Origin of the sequence: Vibrio cholerae, assembly GCF_008369605.1 — a bacterium.
Lineage (GTDB): Bacteria > Pseudomonadota > Gammaproteobacteria > Enterobacterales > Vibrionaceae > Vibrio > Vibrio cholerae.
On the sequence record NZ_CP043556.1, the window covers coordinates 531805 to 558098 of the forward strand.

A 26294-nucleotide genomic window follows, 5' to 3' on the forward strand; every position below is an offset into this window, starting at 1 on the left:
TGCCTGCGCAGTTTGAAGGCTGGCAAAACTAAACGATGGTTGAATTGTACTTTACATCCAACGTAGAAACTATGTGCGATAAAAAATGGGTGGAGATCCTCCACCCATTTTCGTCGGTCGGTTTCATTATTTGCGAGCATTAACCGCTTTCACAAACACTTCTTGCGCACCTTCAATTCCCAGTGCTTTCGCTTCATCTAATAGACTCAGCGCCTTAGGTAAATCATTCGCTTGCACAGCTCGCTCTATGGAGGAGAAGTAATAAGTTTGCGTATCTGGTTGAACCTGAATTTGAGTTTTCGCAGCATCCGTTGATGTTGCAGTTTGGCGATCTTCACTGCGTACAAAGGATAAGAAAGAAGGACCAGAGACATCCAGCTCAATCGTTCCGGTTAAGGTGTGAGGTACTGGAATATCTTTCACTTCCGGCAGATAGTTTCCCCGTGCCTCAGCATCAATCCTCGCAGGATGCGCAACATACGTGACACCTTGTAAGTCTTGCTGTTTGGTGTAAACCAAAACAAACAACGATTTGTAACCTTGCGGTGGATAGAAATCCAACTCTGCGACTAAGCGATTACCTAAATGCAAACGCGGTTTACGGTACTCAAAGGTCACCTCTTCATAGGATTCCACGACTTGACCTTGCGCATCGACAATCATCACATGCGGGTAAAATACCGAATCGCTAATCTCACTGGTGATCGTCAATGTCATTTGGCCACGATCCGCGGGGATCTCAAACAATGCGACAGGGCTTGCAATCACCTGATTGCGCAAATACTGCGTTTCCTTGGTCAACGCCACCTTAGTCGTGCTAGGTAATTTCACCTTGGTCGCTTGCAATTGCCCAATCTGCTGAACCTCCTGCCCTGTATTAGGCTTTACTTGCTCAACAACAGCTGTACTCTGACAACCCGCTAATGCAATGCATCCCCCAAGTAATAAAGCTCTAAGCACCATAACGACTCCTTTTTATCATTTTTTTAAAGACTCTCATCAAACCTGTTGGCAAGAAACCATAAGCGCACAAATTTGTGCGTTACCCCCAAACTAGGGTGTCTTATGACTTCACATGTTGAATATGATATGAGCCTTGAAAAAAATAGCCGATCTGCATCGGCTATTTGAATTATGGACAATAGATTTTAAGAACAAGTGGGTTGATTACCACCAAGCTTCAACTTGGATACCCATCACGAAATCTGAATCGCCTTTGCTACCAAAAGTCGTACCTTCATGATCCGTCAGGTATGAGCCGTAAACACGCAGTTCAGGACGAGCCCAGAAGCTGTTACCCATTGCCCATGCTTGAGCTACGGTGAACTTGCTGTATTCGAAATCTGCACCAGAAGTATCTTCACCACCGTTGTAACCTGCTTCAAACACAGTGCGCATAGTGTCATTCCACTTGTACATCGGACGAACAACCACTGAGTACTGATCGATATCTGCTTTCGTTGCGCCGATGTCAGAGCCTGATAGGTAAGCCAATTGGTGACCCATTTCCCACGATTCGCCGAGGCTAACCACACCCCAGTTCAACAGACGGAAACCGCTCGCATCATTGTTATCTGCGTTACCACGACCGTAGTAAGTACCCGAACCCCAGAAATTAGCCACTTGCGCGCCGTAACTTGCAGTACCATATTGGAAAACTGTTTGGTTAAAACCATTGCTTAGACCTTGGTGCAGAATCGCTGTACCCATTACACCGTCATCAGCCAGTTCAGTTTTACCATCTTTCTCAGTGGCGAAGTTGTATGCCACTGCTAATTCAAGAGTCGCATTTTCCCACAGACCGATATTCGCGAGGCGAGCATCAAAGATGTAACCTGAAGAATTCGTATTATCGCCATCTTGAACCAGAGCAACAGAGAGTTTTTGATTACCCACAGACAGGTTTTCAATACCACCACCAGTGCCCGATGTGTTTAGAAAGTAGAAGTCCGTGATGTGAATATCTTTACGTTGGTAGTAGCGTTTACCCGCCCAAAGCACAGCTTCTTTATCAGAAGTCAGTAGACCCTTTGCCTGCACATTGAATTGAGCAACGTTAATATCACCAGCTTCCCAACCATTTTTTCCTTCGTCATCACCTTTTGCCAACATGGAGTCAATCTTCCACGTTTGATCGCCCGTTTTCAGCTCTTCTGAAAAACCAAACTCATAGTAGTTGTCGTTTTCGTTACCAAGACGACCAATACCATTTTTTTGGAAGGAGATATCCGCATCTCCATTACCGCTGATACCTGTACCAGCACGGAAGTAGCCATTGAAATCGACAGCGAAAGCAGAACCAGCTGCGAGCGTCGCGGCCACTGCGGCAGCAATTACACTTACTTTTTTCATCGTTAACTCCATTTAGGGTTTTTATTTTGGATTCTTGACCCTCTTTTCTGTCGAGCCCCCAAAGGCAGAAAGTTGGCAGCATAAAAAGAGAGGTAAGATGGGAACGAGTCCCCAGTTGTTTCAACTGTGGTGAGATTACGTGAGGAGGATAAAAGGCACTTCCTCCACCCCATTTTTATTTGGGGGGGAGGAGAAAGGATGAGAAAAATTACAGTATGTTGTTTTTAAAACTTAGATCACGTTATTTGGGGGGAGTAGGTTAGCCACTTTCTAAATAAACCAATACAAAGTGTATGGAGGATCACTATTTAGCCCCATTCTCGTCATTAATATGAAATAAAATTACAGATAAATATTTGTGACCGCGCGCTTGACCTAAGACAAGCAAAGCCTTTTACTTAATAACGTGGTGCGCTAAAAAACGATTAAAAATGAAAATGAACCTGTCAACGCCTTTCCCATTAGGAGCAACACTCGATGCAGAGGGTTGTAACTTTGCGATTTATGCTCCAGCCAATAGAGATATTCTCTTGGCTCTCTTTCATGCTGACGGTAGCTATGAAACACATCAGCTTGAACATGAATATGCAGGGGTCAAACATACGCATATTTCTGGCATTCATGCTGGGCAGAAATACGGTTATTTAATTCAGCTCAATGATGAATTGCATTATATTTCTGACCCTTACGCTCGAGCGTTAGAAGGGCCGCTGCATTATGCCCCTCCATTTGACAGCCATAAAAGTTTTGATCTGCCCAAATGTATAGTCACAGATACCCACTTTGATTGGCAAAACGTGGCTAAGCCGCGTATCGCTCGAGATGAGATGGTGTTATTTGAAACCCATGTCAAAGGGTTAACCCAATTAAATCCAGATGTAGAAAAAGCCCTACGTGGCAAATATTTAGGGTTGGTGAGCCAACCTATGCTGGATTTTTATCGCCAGCAAAATATTAATACTCTGCAGCTACTCCCAATTGCAGCTTGTATGCATGAGCCCCATCTCTTGGAAAGTGGCAAGGTCAATTATTGGGGTTATAACCCTTATGTATTTATGGCCCCCGATCCACGTTACGCAAGTAAAGACGCCGTCAATGAACTAAAAACCACCATCCGTGAGCTGCATCGCAACGGCATCCAAGTCATTTTGGATGTGGTGTATAACCACACTGCAGAAGGTGGAACCAATGGACCAGTGTTCAACCTCAAAGCCCTTGATCCAAACTACTATCTGCACCATGGCGATCACTACGCCAACTACACGGGATGTGGCAACACGGTCGATCTCTCCAACCAAGCGGCACTGAATTTAGTGATGGACACGCTTCGCTGTTGGGTAGAAGAATATCAGATTGACGGTTTTCGTTTCGATTTAGCCGCCACCCTCGGCCGACGTGGTGATGAGTTCAGCAAAGAAGCGGCCTTTTTCAAAGCCGTTGCACAAGATCCGGTGCTGCGCGAAGTAAAGCTAATTGCCGAACCTTGGGACATTGGCCCCAATGGCTACCAAGTGGGTAACTTTCCTTTTGGTTGGAATGAAACCAACGACAAACTACGCGATATTACCCGTAGCTTCTGGCGTGGCGACCTAGGCTTTTTGAAGGAGTTTGCGACACGCCTCATGGGTTCACGCGACCTCTACAGCGCGGCTAACTGGCCTTACAAACTGACCGTCAACTACATCACCTATCACGATGGGTTTACGCTGCAAGATTTAGTGTCTTATAAACACAAACACAACGAAGCGAATGGCGAACAAAACCGCGATGGCCATGGTGATAACCGCTCGGACAACTACGGTTTTGAAGGTGACACCGACAGTATCGTGATCCGCGCGACTCGTGAGCGGCAAAAACGTAACTTTATGGCCAGCCTGCTGTTTGCTTTCGGTATTCCACACATTCTCACCGCCGATGTGCTCTCACACACTCAAAAAGGCAACAATAACGCTTACTGTCAAGACAACGACATCAGCTGGTTAAACTGGGAAAACAACGAAACCAAACAAGATTTTCGTGAATGGCTTGCCGGAATGGTAGCGGCAAGACAAACCTACATGGTGCCCTTTATTCGCGCATTTAGTGGCGAAAACCGTAACAATAACCGTATTGCTTGGCGTAGGGTGGATGGCAAACCGATGGAAATGGATGACTGGAATCGCCTCTCCTCGGTCGCTTTGCATATCGGCATTGGTAGTGATGGCCCTGAAATGTTGTATTTGATTAATCAAACCAACGCGCCAGCGCGCTTTGTGCTCCCCAAAGATAGGCAGCAGGATTGGCGTTTGATTTGCGATACCAATATGCGCCATGCTCAGCATGGTCATGCTGAAGGTGAAGTGTTGCAACTGCCTGTTTCAATGTCGATTTTGCACTATCAACCGAAGAAAAAATCGGCTTAAAAGTAGCGAAGAGAGCAGCAAGCTGCGACAATGGCAACCTTTAGAGCGGCACCGTCTCGTGCCGTTCACACCAACAGAAGCAACGTTCTCGTTGCTTTCGCGTTACAGAGCTATAGAAAAACAGAGGAAATTGAATGAACCCCATTCTAGCGATGCTGAAAGAAAACAATATCAGTAACGAGCAGATCAACGAGTTGTTTCAAACTCTGACCCAAAACCCGCTTGCCGCCATGGCCACGCTGGCGCAACTCGGTCTTCCTCAAGACAAAATGCAAATGGTACTGGCGCAAGTAATGCAAAATCCGGCGCTGATCAAACAAGCCGTTGAAGAGCTGGGACTCGACTTCGCAAAAGTAGAAGCAGCGAAAGCCAAACTCCAACAATAGGTCACTACCTTTTATACCCAAACGACTTGGAGTTGCAGATAGACGGTGAATGAGTGAATCCTCATAAGTATAGAGACACTCTGCGATTGGGATCAGTGAATGCAACCAACACCGCTGCAGCTTCAACTAGCAAGGGGATAGCAAAAGGCTATGATGAATAGCGGTTCATACATAGCCTGATCCTAGTGTCATTTTTTCACCACAACTCACGCCCCAAATTCTCATAGCGCTCAATGTCTGTTCACCCGTGTTTACACCTTATCGTCATAAAACCTCTTCACAATCCGACATAAAATGCGATAGATCGCACATAATTTCGTTTTATTAATGCAATCGGTGTTATACTCCGCTGCAATTCTTCACCAGCGTTATGCAACTTCGCTCGTGAACCGCAACTTGGACAGCGCATTCAACATATGGACGTGACCAACCCGCTTTACCACGAGGTCACAGACTCTTTATGGCTTTCTTCAAAAATTTAGCGATAGGCAAAAAAATCGCAGTCGCGTTTGGCGTGATTGCCTTAATCAACTTAGCTTTTGGTGGCTACCTTTATAACTCCCTTCATACCATTAAAAGCGACGTACTCAATCTGACTGACGATACCTTACCTTCGATGATGTTGGTGAACGGTATCAAGTACAACATGTCCTCCGTGCGTAGAGCGCAAATCAGCTTACTTTCCTCAACCGATGAAGCAGAAATCGCCGAAGACATCCGCTGGATGAACGATCACTATCAACAAATCGCCCAAGATCTGAGCCGCTATGAGCGCAGCATTTGGACCGATCACGAACGTAGCATCTTCATGCCAGTGAAAAACTTATGGAACGAGTACTTACGCCAGCTCGGTTCATTTAACAACGACATCCTACAAAAAGAGATGATCAAAGCGCAGCAAGATCTGCAACGCTCTCTACCTACGTTTGAAAAGTTGGAAACAGCGATTGACGAACTGCTGAAACTCAATCTCTCTTATGTGGATAATAACCGCAGTGAGCTGACCGAGCTTATTGATAACATTAGCGAATTTTCTGTCGCAAGCATTATTGCTCTCCTCGCCTTTATGAGTGCGGTGACGTGGCTGCTCACCAATCTTATCTGCCGTCCACTGATGCAAGTCGTCACTCAAGCGAATGCGATTGCTGAAGGTAATTTAGCGCACCGCTTAGATCGCAAAACCATAGGTCACGACGAATTAGGTGAACTGGCAGATGCCTGCAGCAAAATGCAAAATAACCTGCGCCTGATGGTCGAAGAGATCATTACTAGCGCGACTCAACTGGCGCATGCGGTGGATGAAGTGAGCGCGGTGTCCGAGCAAACATCACAAGGCATGCAGATCCAGCAAGAAGAAGTGATGCAAATTGCAACAGCCATGGCCGAGATGAAATCGACCGTCGCAGAAGTCGCTCGTAATACTGAAGTCGCTTCAGATGCATCACGCGACAGCAGCCAACACGCCAACGTGGGTTCACAACAAATGCGCGCCGTCAATGACTCGATTCAACATGTGAATCAAGAGATCGGCCGCACAGAACAGCGTGTGCTGGAGCTAGAAAGCCAAGCGCAACAAATCAACATGGTGGTTGATGTGATCAGTAACATCGCGGAACAGACGAACCTACTCGCACTGAACGCAGCGATTGAAGCCGCGCGCGCTGGCGAACAAGGCCGTGGCTTTGCGGTAGTCGCCGACGAAGTACGTTCGCTGGCAGGTAAAACCCAGCAGTCCACTGGCGATATCGTTGAGATCATTCAAAACTTGCAAGCCTGCGCACAAAAAGCACGCGAAACCACCAACAACAGTCGTGAGTTGATCAACCACTGTGTAGAGCAAAGCCAAGAAACACAGCAAGCGATTGAGCAAATTCGTCACCAAAGTAGCCAAATTGCGGATATGACGATTCAAATTGCCAGCGCCTGTGGTGAGCAAGATTCGGTGAGCGAAGAACTCAGCCGTAACATTGAGCGAATCAACGAGTCAGCCAAGCAAGTCGCACAGGGCTCCTCTAGCGCTGCTCAATCTTGCGCAGAACTCAGCCAGCTAGCGAGCCAGTTGCAAGATACGGTACAGCGCTTTCGTTTGTAATAGTTCGAACGAATAGGTATTTGATAGGGCGATGATATTCATCGCCTTTTTTATCTCTAAGTGGAATGCCGAACTTATGATTCAAGCCACTCTCACAGCACATCAATCCAGATTCAGTTCCAATCACATTCAATAGTTCTTATCGCTGCCGCATCCTCGTCAAAGCAAACATAGGCGGATTTAGCTTGGTGAGCGTCAAAGCTAACGTATCCTGCCTTGAGATCCTCTTTTCTAAATGAAAGTTGAGTTGCTTCAACTTCTCGCCCATTAATTAATGTCGCTTTAAGCCGTTTAGTGAGCCAAACGGCCACTTTTTGCTGATGTTGAGATAGCGTCAAGGAAATTTCGGCGCAGCGCAATGGTGGGTTTGGTGATATGGTCTTACTGCCGTCATGTTCAAAGACTTGGTAGCCCCGATCCACATCCTGCAGTTGATTTATTGTCACCTCACAAATCGGTGCTCCCATTACGTTCAATGACACCATACCCAGTAAAACTGCTGTGCGTTTTCTCCACACCATTCCATTTCTCCATCACTATTTTGTGCTGAGAGTAACCCGAACGCTTCCAGAACGCTGTCAAAAAATAGTGAATTGCCGTTTAGCTAAACAAAACATCTGCCCACTATTCCCGCCCCTTCCCTGTCGTGTTTCAAAACATATCGGGCGAGAAATAAATCAAGCGGCATAACGGTTGCCGCTTGATTTCCAACTAGGCTCTCCACTTTAAGCTGTCGTAGTTTTACCTACCTGCAATGCCATATGGTTTGAACACATTGAGTCGATAACTTATTCCGACAATATTGTGGCCTCCGTTGGGGGTGCAGGATCGCTTGCAACGACAGGAGCAATATCAACAACAGGAAGTGTATTTAGGCGCGTCGTCGGAGATATGGGCTCAACACATTGACACTCTTGTTCTTTCGCTTTACGAGTTTGATGGGGAGCGTACCAGCGTTTTAAACCTTGCTCTAGGCGCTCTGCCGCAGCGGTTGGTGTCATTTTGCCAACCAATACCGCTTGGCTCACTTCGGCAAGCTCATCACCTAACTTAGGTTGACCACGCGAAAGAATTTGCGTTGCAACCCGAATGGTTGAATCACATTGATCGCGCCACTCCATCATTTCGCGCGCCGCAGGATTGGTGACGTCAAAGAAGTGGTTAGACAACGAGAAAAACCCCGGTAGCGAATTGGTATACAACTCAGCAAACTCTGGTGTAGTTAACCATTGTAAAAAGGCCATCGCTGCTTGCGGATTTTTGCTGGCCGGGTTCATCCCCATACCGATGTCGGTATGGTCAGTAAAGAAACAGCCATCCCCTTGCTTCGCGACAGGAGGGCGCATAACGCCAAAATCGACTTTATCGGTAAATGGTGCAATTTCCCACGAACCCGCCACATAAAGCGCGGCTTTACCCGAGGTAAAGAGCTCATTACTGGTGCCATAATCCCTCAGCTCACCGCCCTCACCTAAGTAGGCTCGCCAACGCGCTAGCTCTTCAAACACCTTAACGTACTGTGAATCGTCCAAATGCTCTTGGCCATTAATCAAAGCCAAACGACCATCTTCCCCTTTCCAATAATTGGGGCCGATATTTTGATAGCCCAATTCAGATGCGACCCAGCTTTCAGAGCCACTCATCGATAAGGGGATATAACGTCCATACGCTTTCACTTTATCGAGAACGGTAAAAAACTGTTCACGGGTTTGCGGCACACTCAAACCTAACTCATTGAAAATTTTCTTATTATAGAAAAAACCATGTATCACTGAAGCCATAGGGACACAGAAAGTTTGTGCCCCAGAATCGGTTTGCCAAGGCGCTTGGGCAAAGCTCGGGAAATTTTCCATCCCAGCCATTTCGGTGATTTCTGCCAAGTGCCCGGCTTTGAAAAGTGCCAAAGAATCATCAAACGGGCGGCAAGTGATCAAATCTCCCGCTTTTCCAGCTTTTAAGTTTTCCCACAATGTTGGCATATAGTTCACATTCGGCACTGGGTTAAATTTCACTTTGATGCCAGGATTCGCAGCTTCAAAAGCGGGGATGATTTTTTGCTCCCACAGCGCCTTATCATCGGCGCGCCAACTTTCAATCACCAATTCGCTGGCCATCAACTGACCCGATAGTAGGAGACCTAGAGCTCCAATCCACTTGTTCGTCATAAGCCCTCCTAGACCTTAAAGTGTGCAATGAGTTGTTGCTGCTTAGCTGCAAGATCGGCCAACACTTCACTGCTGTTGGCGGATTCACGCGCTTCACGCTCCGTTTCATGGGCAACTTCTGCAATCCCAGTTACATGGTGCGCAACACTTTGACTGACTACGATTTGCTCTTGCGCCGCATGGGCAACTTGATCGGCCATCTCTTTAATCGCTCCCATACGATCAGCGATCGATTGCAGCGCAGAATCCATTTCCCTTGTCTGCTCAACACAAGCACGAGTCTGCTCTTGGCTGCGCCCCATCACCTCGACCACTTGCTTACTCGACTCCTGCAAGTTCTCAATCATATGTTGGATCTCTTCGGTCGAGGTTTGAGTGCGCGTAGCCAAAGCACGAACTTCATCCGCCACCACCGCAAAACCGCGTCCGGCATCTCCGGCACGCGCGGCCTCAATCGCCGCATTGAGTGCCAACAAATTGGTTTGCTCGGCGATACCGCGGATCACATCCAAAATACTGCCAATGTTATTACTAAACTCGCCGAGTTTATGGGTAATGCCCACGGCCGATTCCATATCACTCGCTAACTGCTCGGTAATACGACGTGTCGTGGCGACCTTTTGACGCCCTTGTTTTGCTTCTGCATCCGCGCGATCCACCTCGTCTTTCGCACCATCGGTTGAACGCGCTACTTCGGTGGCACTGACTTCAAGCTCTGTAATGGCCGCCGCCACTTGGTCGGTTTGGCTCTTTTGTTCTTGCACCCGCGCCATAGCGCGTTCACTGATTTCCGCTGAGCGGCTCGCTTCATTCACCAGATGGCGTGAACCGGCGTTGATTTGTGACAGTAGCTCACCGGTTTTGTCCGCCAGAATGTCAATTGAGCGAGAAAGCGCCCCAAACTCGCAACGAGTTTGGTAGTTAATGCGCCGTGTCATATCGCCTCGAGCCATATAAGCCAGCTCGTGATTAATTTTTTGCAACGGCTTTTGAATACTGCGCGCCGTGGTGTAACCAATCACTAACGCAACAGCAGCGGAAATCGCCGAGACCGCCATAATCCAGAAATTCGCACTGCTCACCGCAGCATCCGCCAGCACACGACTTTGCTGAGCAATTGAGCCGGCATATTTCGCCATGTCATCCAGTTTCGCTAAGCTATTGGCAAGGCTGGCATCGACCTGTTGGTTTTGAATGAGCAGAGCATTTTCCAACTGCTGCGCTTTACGCATGGTTGCCAGCAAACCATTTTGGCCCAAAGCGAGCTCTTGTAGGCGGTTGAGGTTTGCGATGTAGCGCGCTTTTACATCGTCAGGAACCAATACACGATCGAGTCGTTTTCTCGCCATTTCGATGTCTTTACTCAGAACTTTTTCCAGTTCATTTAAATCTGTCTTGGCATCCGCTCGGCGAATATTTTTTAAATCGCGGGCAATTCCAGACGTGATCAGCTCAGCTTTGTTACGCATCGAACGTTGACCCGAGCTCTGTTGTAATAACAAATCGGCGGCCCATTGATAGGTATCCTCTAAGCGAATAAAGGCAATTTCTAATTTGCGACGCTGCGCCAGCGCATTCACCCATTCACTATGTTGAGTCAGTACTTGATCCGCTTGGCTATAAAACTGATTGGTGGCCTGTAACACATCTTGGAACTGCTTTTGGCTCTCGGTTGAATCCGTCAATGCGTTCATTTGCTGGCTCAATTGTCGAAAGCGTGCTTGCTGATCTTTGAACTTGTTCGACAGTTGGGGGAGCTCACCAGCCTCTTCACTAGTGCGAAATTCCAGCACCCAACGGTTGCTCTCTTGTAACGCTTCCTTAAGACCCGCAACTGCCATCACTAAAGGTGTGGCTCGATCTGACACTTCTGATAACCCATCGTTAATACCGCGGATTTTCAAAGTACTAATGACACCTAATAGGATTAACAACAGGAGCATCAATACGAAGCCAGCGATAATGCGCTGCACGATAGATAAACCCATGAACCTATCCTCATGATTCAATGAAAAGATACGTTAAACATAGACAGATTAAATAAAAGCCGCGAGTTGGACATCACGATTTGTGACACGCGCTTTTCGCGGTTGTTTAAATTAGGAAGGCTTGGTATGGGATATTGGCCTACTTGAACCCTACGCACGCTCTGTCTACAATGGCGCACTTTTATCGAGTCAGGTCACATACAATGAACGACACTACAGCAAAACCCACCCTACCCGATCGTTTATCCGGTAATTCACGCAGCCCATTCTTTATCAAAGAGTGCTTTGAGCACCAAATCGGTATCCGTTTTAACGGTAAAGAGCGTACCGATGTAGAAGAGTACTGCATCAGCGAAGGCTGGATTAAAATTCCATCACCAAAAGCGAAAGATCGCTACGGCAACCCTATGCTGATCCAATTGAAAGGCACGGTTGAAGCTTATTACGTGTAAGTATTCACTTTCGTACAAAGGCATATTTTTATTGCTTGAGTCGTAAAAAAACCGCCTCTAGAAAATAGAAAGGCGGTTTTTTATTTTCGTTCGCCTATCGCTGACGACGCGCTTCAATCGCAGCAGCCAGCTGGCGAAGTACTGTTTCGGTGTCTTCCCAGCCAATACACGCATCCGTGATGGATTGACCGTAAGTCAGGTTACAACCTGGGGTCAGATCCTGACGTCCCTCAACGAGATGCGATTCAATCATCACCCCGAAGATAGCATGCTCGCCTTGCGCAATCTGCGCCGCAACATCTTCCGCCACTGCCATTTGACGTTTGAACTGCTTAGAACTGTTCGCGTGGCTGAAATCGATCATCACTTTCTGTGGTAAGCCAGCCACTTCCAGCTCTTGCTTGATATTGCTCACGTGCGCCGCGCTGTAGTTGGGTTCTTTACCGCCACGCAGAATAATGTGGCAATCTGGGTTACCTGCGGTTTCGACAATCGCCGAATGACCAAACTTGGTAACAGACAAGAAGTGGTGAGAGGCACCAGCAGAGCGAATCGCATCAGACGCGATTTTAATGTTGCCATCCGTCCCGTTTTTGAAACCTACAGGACAAGACAACCCCGAAGCCAATTCACGATGCACTTGTGATTCCGTGGTTCGTGCTCCGATTGCGCCCCAACTGATCAAATCCGCCACGTACTGCGGCGTGATCATGTCGAGAAACTCACTGGCGGTCGGCATCCCCATGTCGGTCAGATCCAGCAGCAATTTACGCCCCATGCGTAGGCCATCATTGATCTCATAAGTGTCATTGAGATACGGATCGTTGATCAGACCTTTCCAACCCACTGTGGTACGTGGCTTCTCAAAATATACGCGCATCACGATTTCTAACTGACCACTGAGCTCATCACGCAGTGCTTTTAACCGCTGACCGTATTCAATTGCCGCTTTCGGATCATGAATGGAACAAGGGCCAATCACCACCAACAAGCGATCGTCTTTATCTTGCAGCATGTTATGAATGGCTTCGCGCGCCTGAAACGTGGTCGAAGATGCGGTTTCGGTAGCCGGAAATTTCTCTAACACCGCGACTGGTGGCAGTAGCTCTTTAATCTTCTTAATTTTTACATCATCGGTTTGAAACATTGTCACTTCTTCCTTTACTTTCTGGTTTACCTAGCGAATAACGGCTCTCACTACGGTAGTTACTGCACCTGTCGTGTCTTCGGGTAACTTATCGGCACTCAGAAAATATCGCAAGCACTATTTTTAAATAAAGGCAAGATTCCACTTTTCTTTACAGGAGAAACAAGATGTAAACAATAGATTACACCCTATTGAGTAAGCCTTAGCCACTCAAAAAACGGCTCAGTAAAACCGAATCAATTAATGCATTGTGAGTTTTATGTTGCTAAGGTAGGGCAATAAGAATCACAAAGATAACAAGATGAAAGTGATAGAGTTTCACCAAGTCAGCAAATGGTACGGTCAATTTCAAGCGCTCAAATCGATTTCTCTTACGGTCAATAAAGGAGAGATTGTGGTGATTTGTGGTCCTTCCGGCTCCGGAAAATCAACCCTAATCCGCACCGTAAATGGCTTAGAAAGTATTGATAGCGGTGAAATTATCGTTTTACCCGAATTGGATGAACGCACGCGACGCAGCGGTAAGATCGGCATGGTGTTTCAGCATTTCAACCTGTTTCCACATCTAACCGTATTGGAAAATCTCACCCTCGCGCCCATCCGCACGCTCAAGCTCTCTGCGCAAGAAGCCAAGGAGCGTGCTTATCATTTTCTGCAACGGGTGAAGATCACCGATCAAGCACATAAGTACCCGATTCAACTCTCTGGCGGCCAGCAACAACGGGTAGCGATTGCTCGCTCTCTCTGCATGCAACCGGAGATTTTGCTGTTTGATGAACCCACTTCCGCGCTTGATCCTGAAACCATTAACGAGGTACTCGAAGTGATGGTCGACCTCGCGCAAGATGGCATTACCATGATGTGCGTGACTCATGAAATGGGCTTTGCGCGTAAAGTCGCGCACCGCGTGATGTTCATGGATGAAGGGGAAATTCTCGAAGTGGGTTCACCCGGACAGTTGTTCCAAAACCCAACGCATCCACGTACCCAACAATTTCTCAATCAGATCCTGAGCCATTGATGATAAAACGCTTTCTTCGCCCACTGCTGTTCGCCACCCTGCAAATGATGTTAGTGTTTGCCGGATTGGTCTGGCTACTCGATTCCGGCGCAGAAGCGATGGGCTATACATGGCAGTGGCACCGCGTGCCTGAGTATGTGTTGATTTTTGAAGACGGCGAATGGTGGGCAGGTGATTTACTGCACGGCCTGTTGGTCACATTGCAGCTCACTGGGATCAGTTTGATTTTCACTTTGGCTCTGGGTTTAACCACCGCTTTGCTGCGTCAGTCACACTCACTGGTCGGGCGCGCTTTAGGCACCGGATACATAGCGGTAGTGCGCAACACGCCGCTTTTGGTGCAAATTTACCTCCTCTACTTTGTGTTCGGTCCTGTGATTGGGCTCGACCGTTTTGCCACCGCAGTGCTAGCCCTCGCGCTGTTTCAGGGCGCGTATACCGCAGAGGTATTTCGCGGCGGGTTAAACAGCATTGCGCAAGGCCAGTATGAAGCGGCACGCTCGCTCGGCTTATCGCGCTTTTTTACCTTTTACGATGTGATCCTGCCGCAACTTCTGCAACGTACATTACCTCCACTGACCAATGAGATGGTGTCGCTGATTAAAAACTCGTCTATTGTCAGTGTGATGGCGATTTTTGATCTCACCACTCAGGGACGAAATATCGTCTCGGAAACCGCGATGCCGTTTGAGATCTGGTTCAGCGTCGCGGCGATCTATCTGTTGTTAACCCTGACTCTGTCAGCGTTATCAGCTTGGCTAGAACATAAACTGGGCGCGCAGTGGCGCTCACCATAACGCGAAAAAATGCGCGAAATAAAAAGGGAACTTCTATGAAACCATTCGGACAACGTTTAGGTCGATTCAGCGTTAAAACCTTACTTACGGGCTTGTTGGGTCTGGCTTTCACTTTGCCAGCAGTGGCGAGCGACACACCCAATCTTGATGCGATTAAAGAGCGCGGCACGCTGCGCGTGGGTATGTCGACCTTTGTGCCTTGGGCAATGCGCGATAAACAAGGCGAGTTGATTGGCTTTGAGATTGATGTCGCTAAACGCTTAGCCGCCGACTCAGGTTGGCAAGTGGAATTTGTGCCTACCGCATGGGATGGCATTATTCCCGCTCTGCTGGCCAAAAAATTTGATGTGATCATCGGCGGAATGTCGGTCACGCCTGAGCGCTCCAAAAGTGTGCTGTTTACTGCGCCCTATTCGCACTCTGGTGTGCAACTTGCCGCGAGCAAAAAGCTCGCTGAAGGCTTTTTCAAGTTGGAAGACTTTAACAAGCGCAACGTAAAAATCGCGGCTCGCCGTGGCGCTTTCACCGTGCAAGTGGCGCGTGAAACTTTCCCGAAAGCCAGCGTGCTGCAATTTGATGACGATGCCCAAGCTTTCCAAGAAGTAATCAACGGCAACGCGCATGCTGTGATTGCTTCAAGCCCAAAACCCGAGCATGAAAGCATCAAACACAGTGATTCGCTGTTCCTTCCTTTCAGTGAGCGTTTAAGTAAAGGCAATGAAGCGTTTGCAGTGCGTTTAGGGGAAGAAGATAAGAAAGCCTTTTTTGATCAATGGATTGCGGACCGCACTGCTGATGGCTGGCTGCAAGCGCGTTACGAATACTGGTTCTCCACTTTAGATTGGCAGGATCAGATCGCCTCAGGTCAGTAAATGAATAACTATGGCGCAAAATCCTCCTCGGGCTATCGTTTTACTTTGCTGGATGGCGGATTACTGCTCGCAATCGCCAGCCTCATTGGCTGGCTCTATTACCGATCTGAAGTGGGAATTCACTACCATTGGCATTGGCGTGAAGCGTGGACGCTAATTTTCACGCCGCGTGCCGATGGCAGCTTACCCTACTTCGTACAAGGCTTAGGCGCAACGTTACGTTTAAGCTTATGGGGCATGGTACTGGCTTTAGTGTTAGGGTCATTGATCGGCATCGCGCGCAGCCAAAAGGCGTGGTTTGTGCGTTTACCCGCTAACGCATTTGTGCAGCTAGTACGCAATATTCCACCACTGGTGTTTGTGTTTATCTTCTATTTTTTCATCTCCAATCAACTCATCCCGCTACTGGGTTTGGATGAGCTACTGCGCGACCATACAGCGGAAGTTCACCCGCTGATCACTTGGCTGTTTGGCCCTGCCCGCTTGTGGGAAAACTTGTTGTCCGGCGTGTTGTGTATCGGGCTGCTCTCTTCTGCTTACATTGCGGAAATCGTGCGGGCGGGACTCGCCAACATCCCGCAGGGACAATGGGAGGCCGCGGATTCGCTTGGCTTGCCAACGTGGGTCAAATACCGCTATGTGATTGCCCCACAAGTACTGACCGCTATTACCCCATCGCTGGCAGGACAGACGATATCCCTCATCAAAGATACGTCGATCATCTCGCTGATTTCGATTCAAGAACTGACCTTTGTCGGCAGCGAAATCGCCAACTCATCTGGACTAATTTTTGAGATTTGGCTGATTGTCGGCGCAGCCTATCTGGTGCTTTGCTTATCCCTGTCTATGCTGTTTAAGCAAGTAGAGAAGCGCAGCTTACGCCATTTAAGCCGTTGAACGATGAAAGACGGTATCGAAGTAAAGCCAGTTTAGCGATTGCTTCGATATTTTTGAGAATAAATATCAATTAGACTGAATTATCAAAACCTCAATAGATAAAGGTGACCCCATGAATTCACAAGTCACACACTGGTTGGCCAGAGATCCGGATCCTAAAACTCGTCAAGAACTGCAACAGTTGATCGATACTCAGCAAGACGCGCAGATTGCCGAGCGCTTTCAATCACGCCTTGAATTTGGTACTGCGGGTTTGCGTGGCAAAGTCGGCTGTGGCCCTAACCGCATGAACCGTTTAGTGATCCAAGAAACGGCGGCTGGTCTGGGGCATTACTTGATTGCTCAATTACCTGATGCCAAAAACCGCGGCGTAGTGATTGGTTACGATGGCCGCCCAGATTCAAAGCAGTTTGCTCACGATACCGCAAGCGTGCTGACTTCACTCGGCATCAAAACCTATTTGACCTACCAAGTCGCGGCGACCCCTATCGTGGCTTTCGGCGTACGTCATTTCAATGCGGCCGCCGCTGTTGTAGTAACCGCAAGCCACAACCCGCCGGAATACAACGGATTTAAAGTGTATTGGGAAAACGGCGCGCAAATTATTCCGCCGCATGATGCAGGTATTGCGGCTTGTATTGACCAAGCGGCGCAACAAGCGCTCCCTTATCTATCCCTTGAAGAGGCAGAGCAACAAGGCCTGCTGCATTGGCTACGTGATGAGTATTACCAAACTTACCGTAAAACCATTGGTGCAAGCCCACTGTTGCAGCATCACACTAAGCCGCAAGTGCTGAGCTTGGCTTACACCGCGATGCATGGTGTGGGTGCCAATATGGCAGAAACCTTACTCGCCGATGCCGGTTTTACTCACGTTAGCAGCGTGAAGGAACAGCGTGAGCCGGATGGCACATTCCCAACCGTCAACTTCCCGAACCCTGAAGAAGCGGGCGCGATGGATATGGTGATGGCACTGGCCAAAAAAGTCGGCGCTCAGCTTGCTTGTGCGAATGACCCAGATGCAGATCGCTTTGCGGTTGCCGCGCGTAAAGCCGATGGCGAATATCAAATGCTGACAGGCGATCAAGTCGGCTCACTGTTTGGTCACTATCTGCTCTCGCAAACCGATGCTCATCGTCAACTGGTCGGCAACACTATCGTCTCTTCCAGCTTGCTCAGTAAAATCGCCGCAGCTCATGGCGCGCGTTATTACCAAACCCTCACTGGTTTTAAATGGTTGACCAACGTGGCGATGCAAGAGCAAACCGAGCAGCACCAATTCCTGTTCGCTTATGAAGAAGCCTTGGGATACACCATTGGTAGCACAGTGTGGGATAAGGATGGCCTTTCTGCTCTGGTCGCTTTTGCTCAACTGGCAGCAGAGCTTAATGCACAAGGCAAAACGGTATGGGATCAGCTTGAAGCCCTGTATCGCCAGCATGGCCTGCACGTGAATGCGCAGCGCAGCATTGCGCTGGCACCCAATTCGCCTCCGGTGGGCGATAAATTGCGTGCCACGCCACCAAAGGACATTGCAGGGCGTAAAGTGCTCATCGTGGAAGATTTTAAACTGGCACGCCGCACCTTTGCCGATGGCAAAACCGAAACGATTACCCTGCCAACCAGTGATGTGCTCATTTACCATCTGGACGGTGGCGCTCGCGTGATTGTGCGCCCATCGGGTACTGAACCTAAGCTCAAGTGCTACTACGAGGTAGTGACGCCGTTTGCGGCTGGGGAAGATTTTATGAGCGCGCAAGAGCGTGCCGATGAGCAGATGTCGCTGCTGATTGCAGAGCATCAAACCAGCTTGTAACACTCAAAAAATAAGATAATCCATAATGCGAAGGAGAGGCCAAAACCTCTCCTTTTTGACAACAACGCAGTGCTATTACCTAGCGGCTTAACGCTGCAAGGCTAAAAGTTAAAGGGTATATTTCGTAGCTAAATTACAAAACGAACAATAATTAAAATAAGGTATAGGATGCGAACGCAAAGAACAGGCATTAAATGTGACAAAAATCATCATCGGACTTATTTTCCGTCTATTGGAAACTAACAATTGTGAACAGGGTCACTATTTTATTTTTATTTAAAATAACAAAATTGAGATATTGAGCATTAAAAGTAAATTGACAAAACAAATAAGCAGAATTTGTATTAAATTTACATAACGAAAATTTGAAAGTGATCACTAAAAAGTTGGAATATAACTAACATTTTAGCCACAAAGATCACAAAAAACCCGTTGGTGATTCCATTCGAAATTTGTGTGGTAGAGTGATTGTGTACTAAGCAATCAACGGTTTTTGCCGAACCGTTACTACGATTAAATTCAAACGGAACATCCAACGGGGGACGCGATGATATCATCAGACGCCAAGGTCAAGATACAAAATTTTGGCCGTTTCTTATCAAACATGGTTATGCCGAATATCGGCGCTTTTATTGCGTGGGGCTTTATTACTGCGCTTTTTATTCCAACAGGCTGGGTACCCAATGAGACGTTAGCCTCTTTGGTTGGGCCTATGATTACCTACTTATTGCCACTGTTGATCGGTTATACCGGCGGTAAACTGGCAGGTGGCGAGCGCGGTGCGGTGGTGGGTGCTATTACCACTATGGGCGTGATTGTCGGTACCGACATTCCCATGTTCATGGGCGCAATGATCGTCGGTCCTATGGGTGGCTGGGCAATTAAAGCGTTCGATAAAAAAATCGATGGTAAAGTGCGCAGTGGCTTTGAAATGTTGGTCAACAACTTCTCAGCGGGCATTATCGGTATGCTGTGTGCCATCATCGCTTTCTTCCTGATTGGCCCATTTGTGAAAGTGCTGTCAGGCGCATTAGCGGCTGGAGTTAACTTCCTCGTGACCGCTCACTTACTCCCTCTGACGTCCATTTTTGTTGAGCCAGCCAAAATTTTGTTCCTCAACAACGCGATTAACCACGGTATTTTCTCACCGCTGGGCATTCAGCAAGCCAGTGAAACGGGTCAATCTATTTTCTTCTTAATTGAAGCCAACCCAGGTCCTGGCCTTGGTATTTTGCTGGCGTACATGGTGTTTGGTAAGGGTACGGCTCGCCAAACCGCGGGCGGCGCGACCATCATCCACTTTTTTGGTGGTATCCACGAAATCTATTTCCCTTACATCCTGATGAATCCACGCCTGATTTTGGCGGCGATTGCGGGCGGTATGACCGGTGTGTTTACGCTCACCGTATTTAATGCAGGTCTGGTATCTCCAGCATCTCCGGGCTCTATTTTCGCGGTACTGCTGATGACCAATAAGGGCTCAATCTTAGGTGTTGTGTGTTCCATCTTTGCAGCGGCAGCGGTTTCTTTTACCGTCGCAGCGCTACTGATGAAAGCACAAACTTCAACCGAGCAAGATGGCGATAAAGACGCGTTGGTGAAAGCCACCTCGAAAATGCAAGAGATGAAAGCGGGTTCAAAAGGTCAAGCGGCACCGACGGCGACCCAAAGCAAAAAAATCGACATGGCGAATGTACAAAGCATTATTGTCGCTTGTGATGCGGGTATGGGCTCTAGTGCCATGGGTGCCAGCATGCTACGTAAAAAAATTCAGGAAGTCGGTTTGCCCGTTACGGTAACGAATATGGCCATCAACTCACTCCCTGCTCATGTGGATATGGTGATCACCCACCAAGATTTGACGGACCGTGCACGTCAACACGCGCCGAATGCCGAGCATATTTCACTCAATAACTTCCTAGACAGTGCGCTATACAGCCAGTTAGTGACTCAGCTTATCGCCGCAAAGCGCCAAGCGGCCAACGATAGCCAGTTGATCAAGCCTTCGATTTTGGCCGCTAACGATGACAGCTATGAAGTACAGCAGCCAAGCGTATTCCAACTGCAAAAAGAGAACATTCACCTTGGCCTGAACGCCAAAAATAAAGAAGAGGCGATTCGTTTCGCGGGTAACAAATTAGTTGAACTGGGTTACGTTCACCCAGAGTACGTCGATGCCATGTTCGAGCGTGAAAAGCTGGTTTCGACCTACCTTGGTGAATCCATCGCGGTGCCTCACGGTACTGTGGATGCCAAAGATCGCGTGATCAAAACCGGCATCGTGATTTGCCAATACCCACAAGGCGTCGCTTTTAGCGAAGACAGCGGCGATGTTGCCAAACTCGTGATTGGTATCGCTGCTAAAAATGACGAGCATATTCAAGTCATTACCACCATTACCAATGCTCTTGATGATCCAAATGCAATCGACAAGCTCACCTCAACCCTTGATGTGAGTGATGTACTGAGCATTTTGGCTACTAACCAAGCGGCATAACGTTTTTGCTCCTGAGGCAAAACGAGGTCAGCGACGCCCCCTATGTGGCTGACCTCACCTCAGGCAGTGAGAGAAACATTCAAAATTTAGGTAGGTAATGATGAAAAAGAATGCAGTTCATTTTGGTGCTGGCAACATTGGCCGTGGCTTTATTGGCAAACTTCTGGCGGATGCCGACATTGCCGTCACCTTCGCCGATGTCAACGAACCCCTTGTGGATCAACTGAGTCATCAACAAGAATACAAAGTCAAAGTGGTCGGTAGCGAATGCAAAATGGAAACCGTTAGCCACGTCACCGCCGTCAACAGTGCTAGTGAAGCCTTGATCGAGCGGATTATCAAAACCGATTTAGTCACCACGGCGGTTGGGCCAACAGTGCTGGATATCATTGCCAAAACCATCGCCAAGGGTTTGAGCGCTCGCTTTGCCGCAGGTAATACGCAACCACTCAACATCATCGCCTGTGAGAATATGGTGCGCGGTACGACTCACCTTAAGCAGCAGGTGTATCAATTCCTCACTACCGAGGAACAACAACAAGCTGATGCTTTAGTGGGCTTTGTGGATTCCGCAGTCGATCGCATTGTGCCACCGTTGCAAGCAGCTAACGACGATCCGTTGGAAGTGACCGTAGAAAGCTTCAGCGAATGGATTGTGGATGAGCAGCAGTTTAAAGGCGAGATCCCACAGATTGAGGGAATGGAGAAAACCGATAACCTGATGGCGTTTGTCGAACGCAAACTGTTTACTCTGAACACGGGTCACTGTGTGACGGCTTATCTGGGCTGTTTAAAAGGTCACCGCACCATCCGTGAAGCGATTGAAGATCCGTGCATTCATGCACAGGTGAAACAAGCGATGCAAGAGAGCGGTGAAGTGCTGATCCGCCGCTATGGTTTTGATCGCGCCCTGCACAGCGCCTACATCGAGAAAATCCTAAGCCGCTTTGCCAATCCTTATCTGGTGGATGAAGTGGATCGCGTTGGTCGTCAGCCGCTGAGAAAACTTAGCGCAAATGATAGATTAATCAAACCTTTACTCGGTACAATTGAGTACGGCTTACCAAACGGCATGTTATTGAAAGGGATTGCCGCAGCGCTGAAATATCGCAATAGCAGTGATCCCCAAGCCGTCGAATTACAACAAAGTATTGAAAAAGAAGGTGTTCGCTCTACACTTGCCCGCTATACCGGGTTAGCCGCCGAGAGTGTGGAAGCACAACAAATTGAAGCTCTCTACCAACAGATGGATTGAAGTATCGGGATAACCGTTTGAAAAAATGCGGTTATCGGTAGTCTTAAAATGTCGAGAGCTGTCACTCGCTCTCGACTCAACCCAACAACAGATCAGTTTATGGCAGAAAAAATTAACGAATCCGACATTCTGGAGCGCTTGAATCAGACCCACACGGTACGAGGATTCTTCATTACAACGGTTGATGTGCTAACCGAAGCCATTGATGCACTGATGCAACGTATTTTCCGTAAAGACAATTTCGCGGTGAAATCCGTAGTTGAACCACTCTTGCACGATACAGGGCCGCTAGGTGACCTAACGGTTCGCCTAAAACTTTTGTTTGGTTTGGGCGTGATCCCAGATGAGGTTTTCCACGATATTGAACACCTGATCAAACTGCGTAATCAGCTCAATCATGATGCCACCGAGTACCAATTCACCGACCCGCAAATTCTCGCGCCAATCAAAGCACTCAATCTGGTCAAAAAAATGGGCATGTTGCATTTAAACGTCGTGGAGCCAGACGACGATATTGACCTCAGCTTTTACCACCTGCAATTGCAACGCCAACAACAAGTGATCAAATCTGGTCTCTCTCTGGCCATCATTCAAATTTGTAATGCACTCAACAAAGACAGCCCGTTTTAACGTTTAGGTGCACGCCGATTTCGCGTGATCTCCGCTCAACTTCCACATCCATTTTTCATCTTGTCTGTGTATCGTGTTAGCCTGAGAATCATTTCTGATGACAGACGAGTGAAGCATGAAAGTCGCTATGATTGGTCTGGGAGATATTGCCCAGAAAGCTTATCTTCCCGTATTGGCTCAATGGCCAGATATTGAATTGGTGCTCTGCACCCGAAATCCGAAAGTATTGGGGACTCTAGCGACGCGTTACCGAGTCAGCGCGACGTGCACCGACTACCGTGATGTGTTGCAGTATGGTGTGGATGCAGTGATGATCCATGCGGCGACCGATGTACACAGCACACTTGCGGCGTTTTTTCTGCGTCTAGGAGTCCCAACCTTTGTCGATAAACCACTCGCCGCGAGCGCACAAGAGTGTGATAACTTGTATGAACTCGCCGAAAAATACCACCAACCACTTTATGTCGGGTTTAACCGACGTCATATCCCACTCTACAACCAACATTTGTTCGAGCTGGCTCAACAAGAGTGTGGTGCGCTGCGTTCACTGCGTTGGGAAAAACATCGCCACGCACTGCACTACCCGGCGATATTCGCACCTTTGTGTTCGATGATTTCATTCATCCTCTAGATAGCGTCAACCTTTCGCGTCAGTGCAATTTAGATGACCTCCATCTCACCTATCACACGAGTGAAGGACTCCTCGCCCGCCTTGATGTTCAATGGCAAACGGGCGATACCTTATTGCACGCTTCGATGAACCGTCAGTTTGGCATCACCACTGAACAGGTGACCGCGAGCTATGACAATGTGGCTTATCAGTTTGATTCCTTTACCCAAGGCAAAATGTGGCGAGATAACCAAGAAAGTCGAGTGGCCTTAAAAGATTGGACACCGATGCTCGCCAGTAAAGGCTTTGACGCTATGGTGCAAGATTGGTTGCAAGTTGCAGCAGCAGGCAAACTACCCACTCATATCATTGAACGTAACTTAGCCAGTCACCAACTGGCTGAAGCGATTTGCCAGCAGATCACTCAACAGGTAACCAAGGGCTAAACGTTGTCCCCACCAACGTTGCCCCCCACCATAGAGAGAAGCGCTAAGGTGGGGGCTTTGTCATTCGTCAGTATGCTTGTGATGTCGAGATCACGGGGGACTTACCAGCTTTTTTCGCCCATGTTCACTTCAGCGCTAAGCTGTAAGCTACCGTCATCCGGTAAGACCGGATACTGCGCACGCATTTTCTCAATCACTTGTGAAGAGTGCGTCGAACTATCCAAAGCTTGTTCAAATTTCACCAAATACTCTTTCGTGAAAGAGATAGCTTGCGTACCTTGTGGGATTTCATGACCATAATGCCCAGGGATCACCTGTTTTGGTTTGAGTTCGAGCATACGATCTAAGGTTTCTACCCATTCCATACGTGCTTGCTTGGTTTGGCTATCCGCAGTCCAAACATGCATATCACTCATTACTGCGACACCACCCAAAATCGTTTTCTCTGCAGGCAACCACAGATAGGCTTGCGGATGATTGAGCTGTTTGATCTCAATTTTGCCGCCATTGAGCACCAACTCAGTACGATTATCGACTTTAGGTACAATCACTTTTTGCGGCGCATTTTCAGCGAGGATGGGTCCCCAATACTCGATTTTGGCGTCTTTAGTCGCTTCAATGTGTTTGACCACACTTTCACTGGCTAGAACCGGAACGTTTGGAAAGGCTTCCACCAGAGGTTGTAGGCCAAAATAGTAATCCGGATCGCCCGCGCTGATGTAAATAGCGGTGAGCTCTTTGCCTGATTGCTTGATCATGTCGACCAGCTTAGCACCATCATTCACACCAAATTGAGCATCAACGAGAATGGCTTGTTTCTCGTCACTGATGAGGGTTGAGCTGACGGGGAAAATGCCATGTTCACCCGGGTTATACGTTTGCAGTTCTAAAGCCGCTAAGCTTGAAAACGCGGGTAATAACAGGGCTGAAGTCAAAAAGGTACGAGTAAGTTTCATGCTGGGGTCTCCGTGGTGCATCAATAGAGCTACAGCTTATTGTGCTTTAAGCTGAACAAATAGATCGAAACAAGAACATCACTGATTCAAATCAGTTAACTAATTGCGCAGGATTGCCTAAAGCCTCACAGTTCTTGGTCGTTCTTGCTGACTGACATTGAGCCCCCTCCTCGTCTTATGTTTGAATGGAGCGCAGACACAGAGGAATTTCAGTATGGCCGACAAACTTTCCACCTCCGCCTTGGCAAAAAAGCGCCAGCAAGATGCTAAACAGCTGTTTCAGGATTTGAAAACCGCCGGTTATATCCATCGCCATGATGAGCAGTGGATATTGACCGATCTCGGTAGCAAATTTGGGGGAGAATATGCCCAGCACCCTAAGTATGGGCGTTTTATTGTCTGGCCTGAGAATTTGCTGATCGACTTACACTCCACCTCCGGTCAAACACTCACCGCCACGCAAGTCGGGGAATATTTCAAATTAAACCCGAAGAAAATGAATCAGTTATTCAGTGAATTAGGCTGGATAGCGCGTAGCGAAGCTGGTTGGCATGCCACCGAAAGCGGCCTACGTGCCGGAGCGCAGCAGCGTGAAGAAAAAAGCTCAGGCAATGGGTTTGCAGTTTGGCATGAAGCGATACTGCGTAACCGCCACTTACGTCAATCCGTGGTGGAGTTTCTCGGCCAAGAAGCACAGGCTCACGCGACCGATAAATCTTATTCCAGCTTTCGCCAGAAGTTTGCTGCCAAACACCGTACTTTGGATGGGCACTATGTGCGTTCAACGGGTGAATTGCTGATTGATAACTGGCTGTATCTGGCTGGCGTGGTACACGCTTATCAGCGCCCACTACCGATTGAAGAAGAAGTGACCAGTGATTTTTATCTGCCAAGCGGCAAGGTCTATTTGCAATTTTGGGGAACAGATGAAGGTGACATTGCCCCGAGTGAACAACAAAAAACCCGCGCACTTTATCAAGCACACGGGTTAGCACTGATTGAGATCCAATCTCATGAGATCACGCAACTGGATGACATTTTGCCCGCAAAATTGCGTGAGTTCGGTATTAAAGCGTATTAACGAGTGCGATAACGCGCACGCGCGGCCTCTTCAATTGGCACCACGGTTTTACCAATCGGCGCCAATGAAATCACCGCCAGCTTTAAATGCTGCAGGGCAAACGGAATGCCGATGATGGTGATAAAACAGGCCACCGCAGACAAAATATGCCCCACCGCCAACCAAAAACCGGCCAAGATAAACCAAATGATATTGCCCAGTACGCCAAAACCGCTGGTACCAATGTCGGTTTGGTCAGTTAATTCATCACGGGAAATCGCTTCATAACCAAACGGCCAGAATGAGAAATTGCCGATCACAAAACAAGCGCGTCCCCACGGAATGCCAATGATGCTAATAAACGCCAGTACTCCGACTAGCCACCAAGCCAATCCCATCACTATACCGCCACATAAAAACCAAATAATGTTGCCTAGTGTTCTTAACATTACC

The 26294-nt window shown here is 48.0% G+C and carries 21 protein-coding genes and 1 pseudogene; 14 read left to right on the forward strand and 8 right to left on the reverse strand.

Features of this window, described 5'->3' with window-relative positions:
• Nucleotides 1-126: 126 nt before the first annotated feature.
• A complete protein-coding gene (locus F0316_RS16525; protein WP_000244230.1) occupies nucleotides 127-963 on the reverse strand; it encodes a MalM family protein in 837 nt (278 codons plus the stop codon).
• A gap of 204 nt (nucleotides 964-1167) precedes the next feature.
• Nucleotides 1168-2352 (reverse strand): maltoporin LamB, encoded by a 1185-nt coding sequence (lamB, locus tag F0316_RS16530; protein ID WP_172626072.1) that lies wholly within the window; start codon nucleotides 2350-2352, stop codon nucleotides 1168-1170.
• 431 nt (nucleotides 2353-2783) lie between these two features.
• On the opposite strand from lamB, the gene glgX reads away from it, so the two are divergent.
• The 3 genes from glgX to F0316_RS16545 all read left to right on the forward strand — a co-directional run bounded on the left by glgX (nucleotide 2784) and on the right by F0316_RS16545 (nucleotide 7232).
• Complete coding sequence (gene glgX / locus F0316_RS16535; RefSeq protein WP_095476957.1) at nucleotides 2784-4754, forward strand: glycogen debranching protein GlgX; 1971 nt, start codon at nucleotides 2784-2786, stop codon at nucleotides 4752-4754.
• A gap of 134 nt (nucleotides 4755-4888) precedes the next feature.
• On the forward strand, nucleotides 4889-5140 hold the full coding sequence (locus F0316_RS16540) for a DUF2999 family protein (protein WP_001068179.1): 252 nt from the start codon (nucleotides 4889-4891) through the stop codon (nucleotides 5138-5140).
• 460 nt (nucleotides 5141-5600) lie between these two features.
• A complete protein-coding gene (locus F0316_RS16545) occupies nucleotides 5601-7232 on the forward strand; it encodes a methyl-accepting chemotaxis protein (RefSeq protein ID WP_095476956.1) in 1632 nt (543 codons plus the stop codon).
• A 113-nt stretch (nucleotides 7233-7345) separates the two neighbouring features.
• Here the strand turns inward: F0316_RS16545 and F0316_RS16550 are convergent, their stop codons facing one another.
• The 3 genes from F0316_RS16550 to F0316_RS16560 all read right to left on the reverse strand — a co-directional run bounded on the left by F0316_RS16550 (nucleotide 7346) and on the right by F0316_RS16560 (nucleotide 11385).
• Nucleotides 7346-7699 (reverse strand): hypothetical protein, encoded by a 354-nt coding sequence (locus F0316_RS16550; protein WP_001893521.1) that lies wholly within the window; start codon nucleotides 7697-7699, stop codon nucleotides 7346-7348.
• Nucleotides 7700-8020: 321 nt separating this feature from the next.
• Nucleotides 8021-9397: an ABC transporter substrate-binding protein gene (locus tag F0316_RS16555; RefSeq protein WP_149560732.1), complete on the reverse strand. Its 1377-nt coding sequence runs from the start codon at nucleotides 9395-9397 to the stop codon at nucleotides 8021-8023.
• Nucleotides 9398-9405: 8 nt separating this feature from the next.
• Entirely contained in the window at nucleotides 9406-11385 is a 1980-nt protein-coding gene (locus F0316_RS16560; protein WP_002045498.1) for a HAMP domain-containing methyl-accepting chemotaxis protein, read from the reverse strand.
• 203 nt (nucleotides 11386-11588) lie between these two features.
• On the opposite strand from F0316_RS16560, the gene F0316_RS16565 reads away from it, so the two are divergent.
• Nucleotides 11589-11837, forward strand: a complete 249-nt coding sequence (locus F0316_RS16565; RefSeq protein ID WP_001000416.1) for a DUF3297 family protein — start codon at nucleotides 11589-11591, stop codon at nucleotides 11835-11837.
• Nucleotides 11838-11931: 94 nt separating this feature from the next.
• Here F0316_RS16565 and aroG read toward each other — a convergent pair whose 3' ends face one another.
• Entirely contained in the window at nucleotides 11932-12984 is a 1053-nt protein-coding gene (gene aroG / locus F0316_RS16570) for a 3-deoxy-7-phosphoheptulonate synthase AroG (RefSeq protein ID WP_149560733.1), read from the reverse strand.
• A gap of 307 nt (nucleotides 12985-13291) precedes the next feature.
• Between aroG and F0316_RS16575 the strand changes: the two genes are divergently transcribed.
• From F0316_RS16575 to F0316_RS16615, 9 genes and pseudogenes are all read left to right on the forward strand, one after another.
• Nucleotides 13292-14005 (forward strand): amino acid ABC transporter ATP-binding protein, encoded by a 714-nt coding sequence (locus F0316_RS16575; protein ID WP_172626099.1) that lies wholly within the window; start codon nucleotides 13292-13294, stop codon nucleotides 14003-14005.
• Complete coding sequence (locus tag F0316_RS16580) at nucleotides 14005-14802, forward strand: amino acid ABC transporter permease (protein ID WP_172626073.1); 798 nt, start codon at nucleotides 14005-14007, stop codon at nucleotides 14800-14802. Before F0316_RS16575 ends, F0316_RS16580 begins: the two co-directional genes overlap by 1 nt.
• Before the next feature lie 35 nt (nucleotides 14803-14837).
• Entirely contained in the window at nucleotides 14838-15674 is an 837-nt protein-coding gene (locus F0316_RS16585; RefSeq protein ID WP_149560736.1) for a transporter substrate-binding domain-containing protein, read from the forward strand.
• Nucleotides 15675-16571 (forward strand): amino acid ABC transporter permease, encoded by an 897-nt coding sequence (locus F0316_RS16590; protein ID WP_149560737.1) that lies wholly within the window; start codon nucleotides 15675-15677, stop codon nucleotides 16569-16571. It begins immediately after the preceding gene.
• A 112-nt stretch (nucleotides 16572-16683) separates the two neighbouring features.
• A complete protein-coding gene (locus F0316_RS16595) occupies nucleotides 16684-18387 on the forward strand; it encodes a phospho-sugar mutase (RefSeq protein WP_149560738.1) in 1704 nt (567 codons plus the stop codon).
• Between the two features lie 547 nt (nucleotides 18388-18934).
• The gene (locus tag F0316_RS16600; RefSeq protein WP_088127436.1) at nucleotides 18935-20884 is read left to right on the forward strand and encodes a PTS mannitol transporter subunit IICBA; all 1950 of its coding nucleotides are present in this window, start codon (nucleotides 18935-18937) and stop codon (nucleotides 20882-20884) included.
• 100 nt (nucleotides 20885-20984) lie between these two features.
• Nucleotides 20985-22139: a mannitol-1-phosphate 5-dehydrogenase gene (locus tag F0316_RS16605; protein WP_000739122.1), complete on the forward strand. Its 1155-nt coding sequence runs from the start codon at nucleotides 20985-20987 to the stop codon at nucleotides 22137-22139.
• Nucleotides 22140-22238: 99 nt separating this feature from the next.
• Nucleotides 22239-22769, forward strand: coding sequence for an MltR family transcriptional regulator (locus F0316_RS16610; protein WP_000818298.1), 531 nt, complete (start codon nucleotides 22239-22241; stop codon nucleotides 22767-22769).
• Nucleotides 22770-22884: 115 nt separating this feature from the next.
• Nucleotides 22885-23825: pseudogene (locus F0316_RS16615) on the forward strand (Gfo/Idh/MocA family protein).
• 101 nt (nucleotides 23826-23926) lie between these two features.
• Here the strand turns inward: F0316_RS16615 and F0316_RS16620 are convergent.
• The gene (locus tag F0316_RS16620) at nucleotides 23927-24781 is read right to left on the reverse strand and encodes a Vmh family MBL fold metallo-hydrolase (RefSeq protein ID WP_162811936.1); all 855 of its coding nucleotides are present in this window, start codon (nucleotides 24779-24781) and stop codon (nucleotides 23927-23929) included.
• A gap of 214 nt (nucleotides 24782-24995) precedes the next feature.
• Between F0316_RS16620 and F0316_RS16625 the strand changes: the two genes are divergently transcribed.
• The gene (locus tag F0316_RS16625) at nucleotides 24996-25862 is read left to right on the forward strand and encodes a glycerol kinase (protein WP_172626074.1); all 867 of its coding nucleotides are present in this window, start codon (nucleotides 24996-24998) and stop codon (nucleotides 25860-25862) included.
• Here the strand turns inward: F0316_RS16625 and F0316_RS16630 are convergent.
• Nucleotides 25859-26290: a YccF domain-containing protein gene (locus F0316_RS16630; protein ID WP_000946562.1), complete on the reverse strand. Its 432-nt coding sequence runs from the start codon at nucleotides 26288-26290 to the stop codon at nucleotides 25859-25861. The two genes, F0316_RS16625 and F0316_RS16630, sit on opposite strands and share 4 nt — an antisense overlap.
• Nucleotides 26291-26294 lie beyond the last annotated feature (4 nt).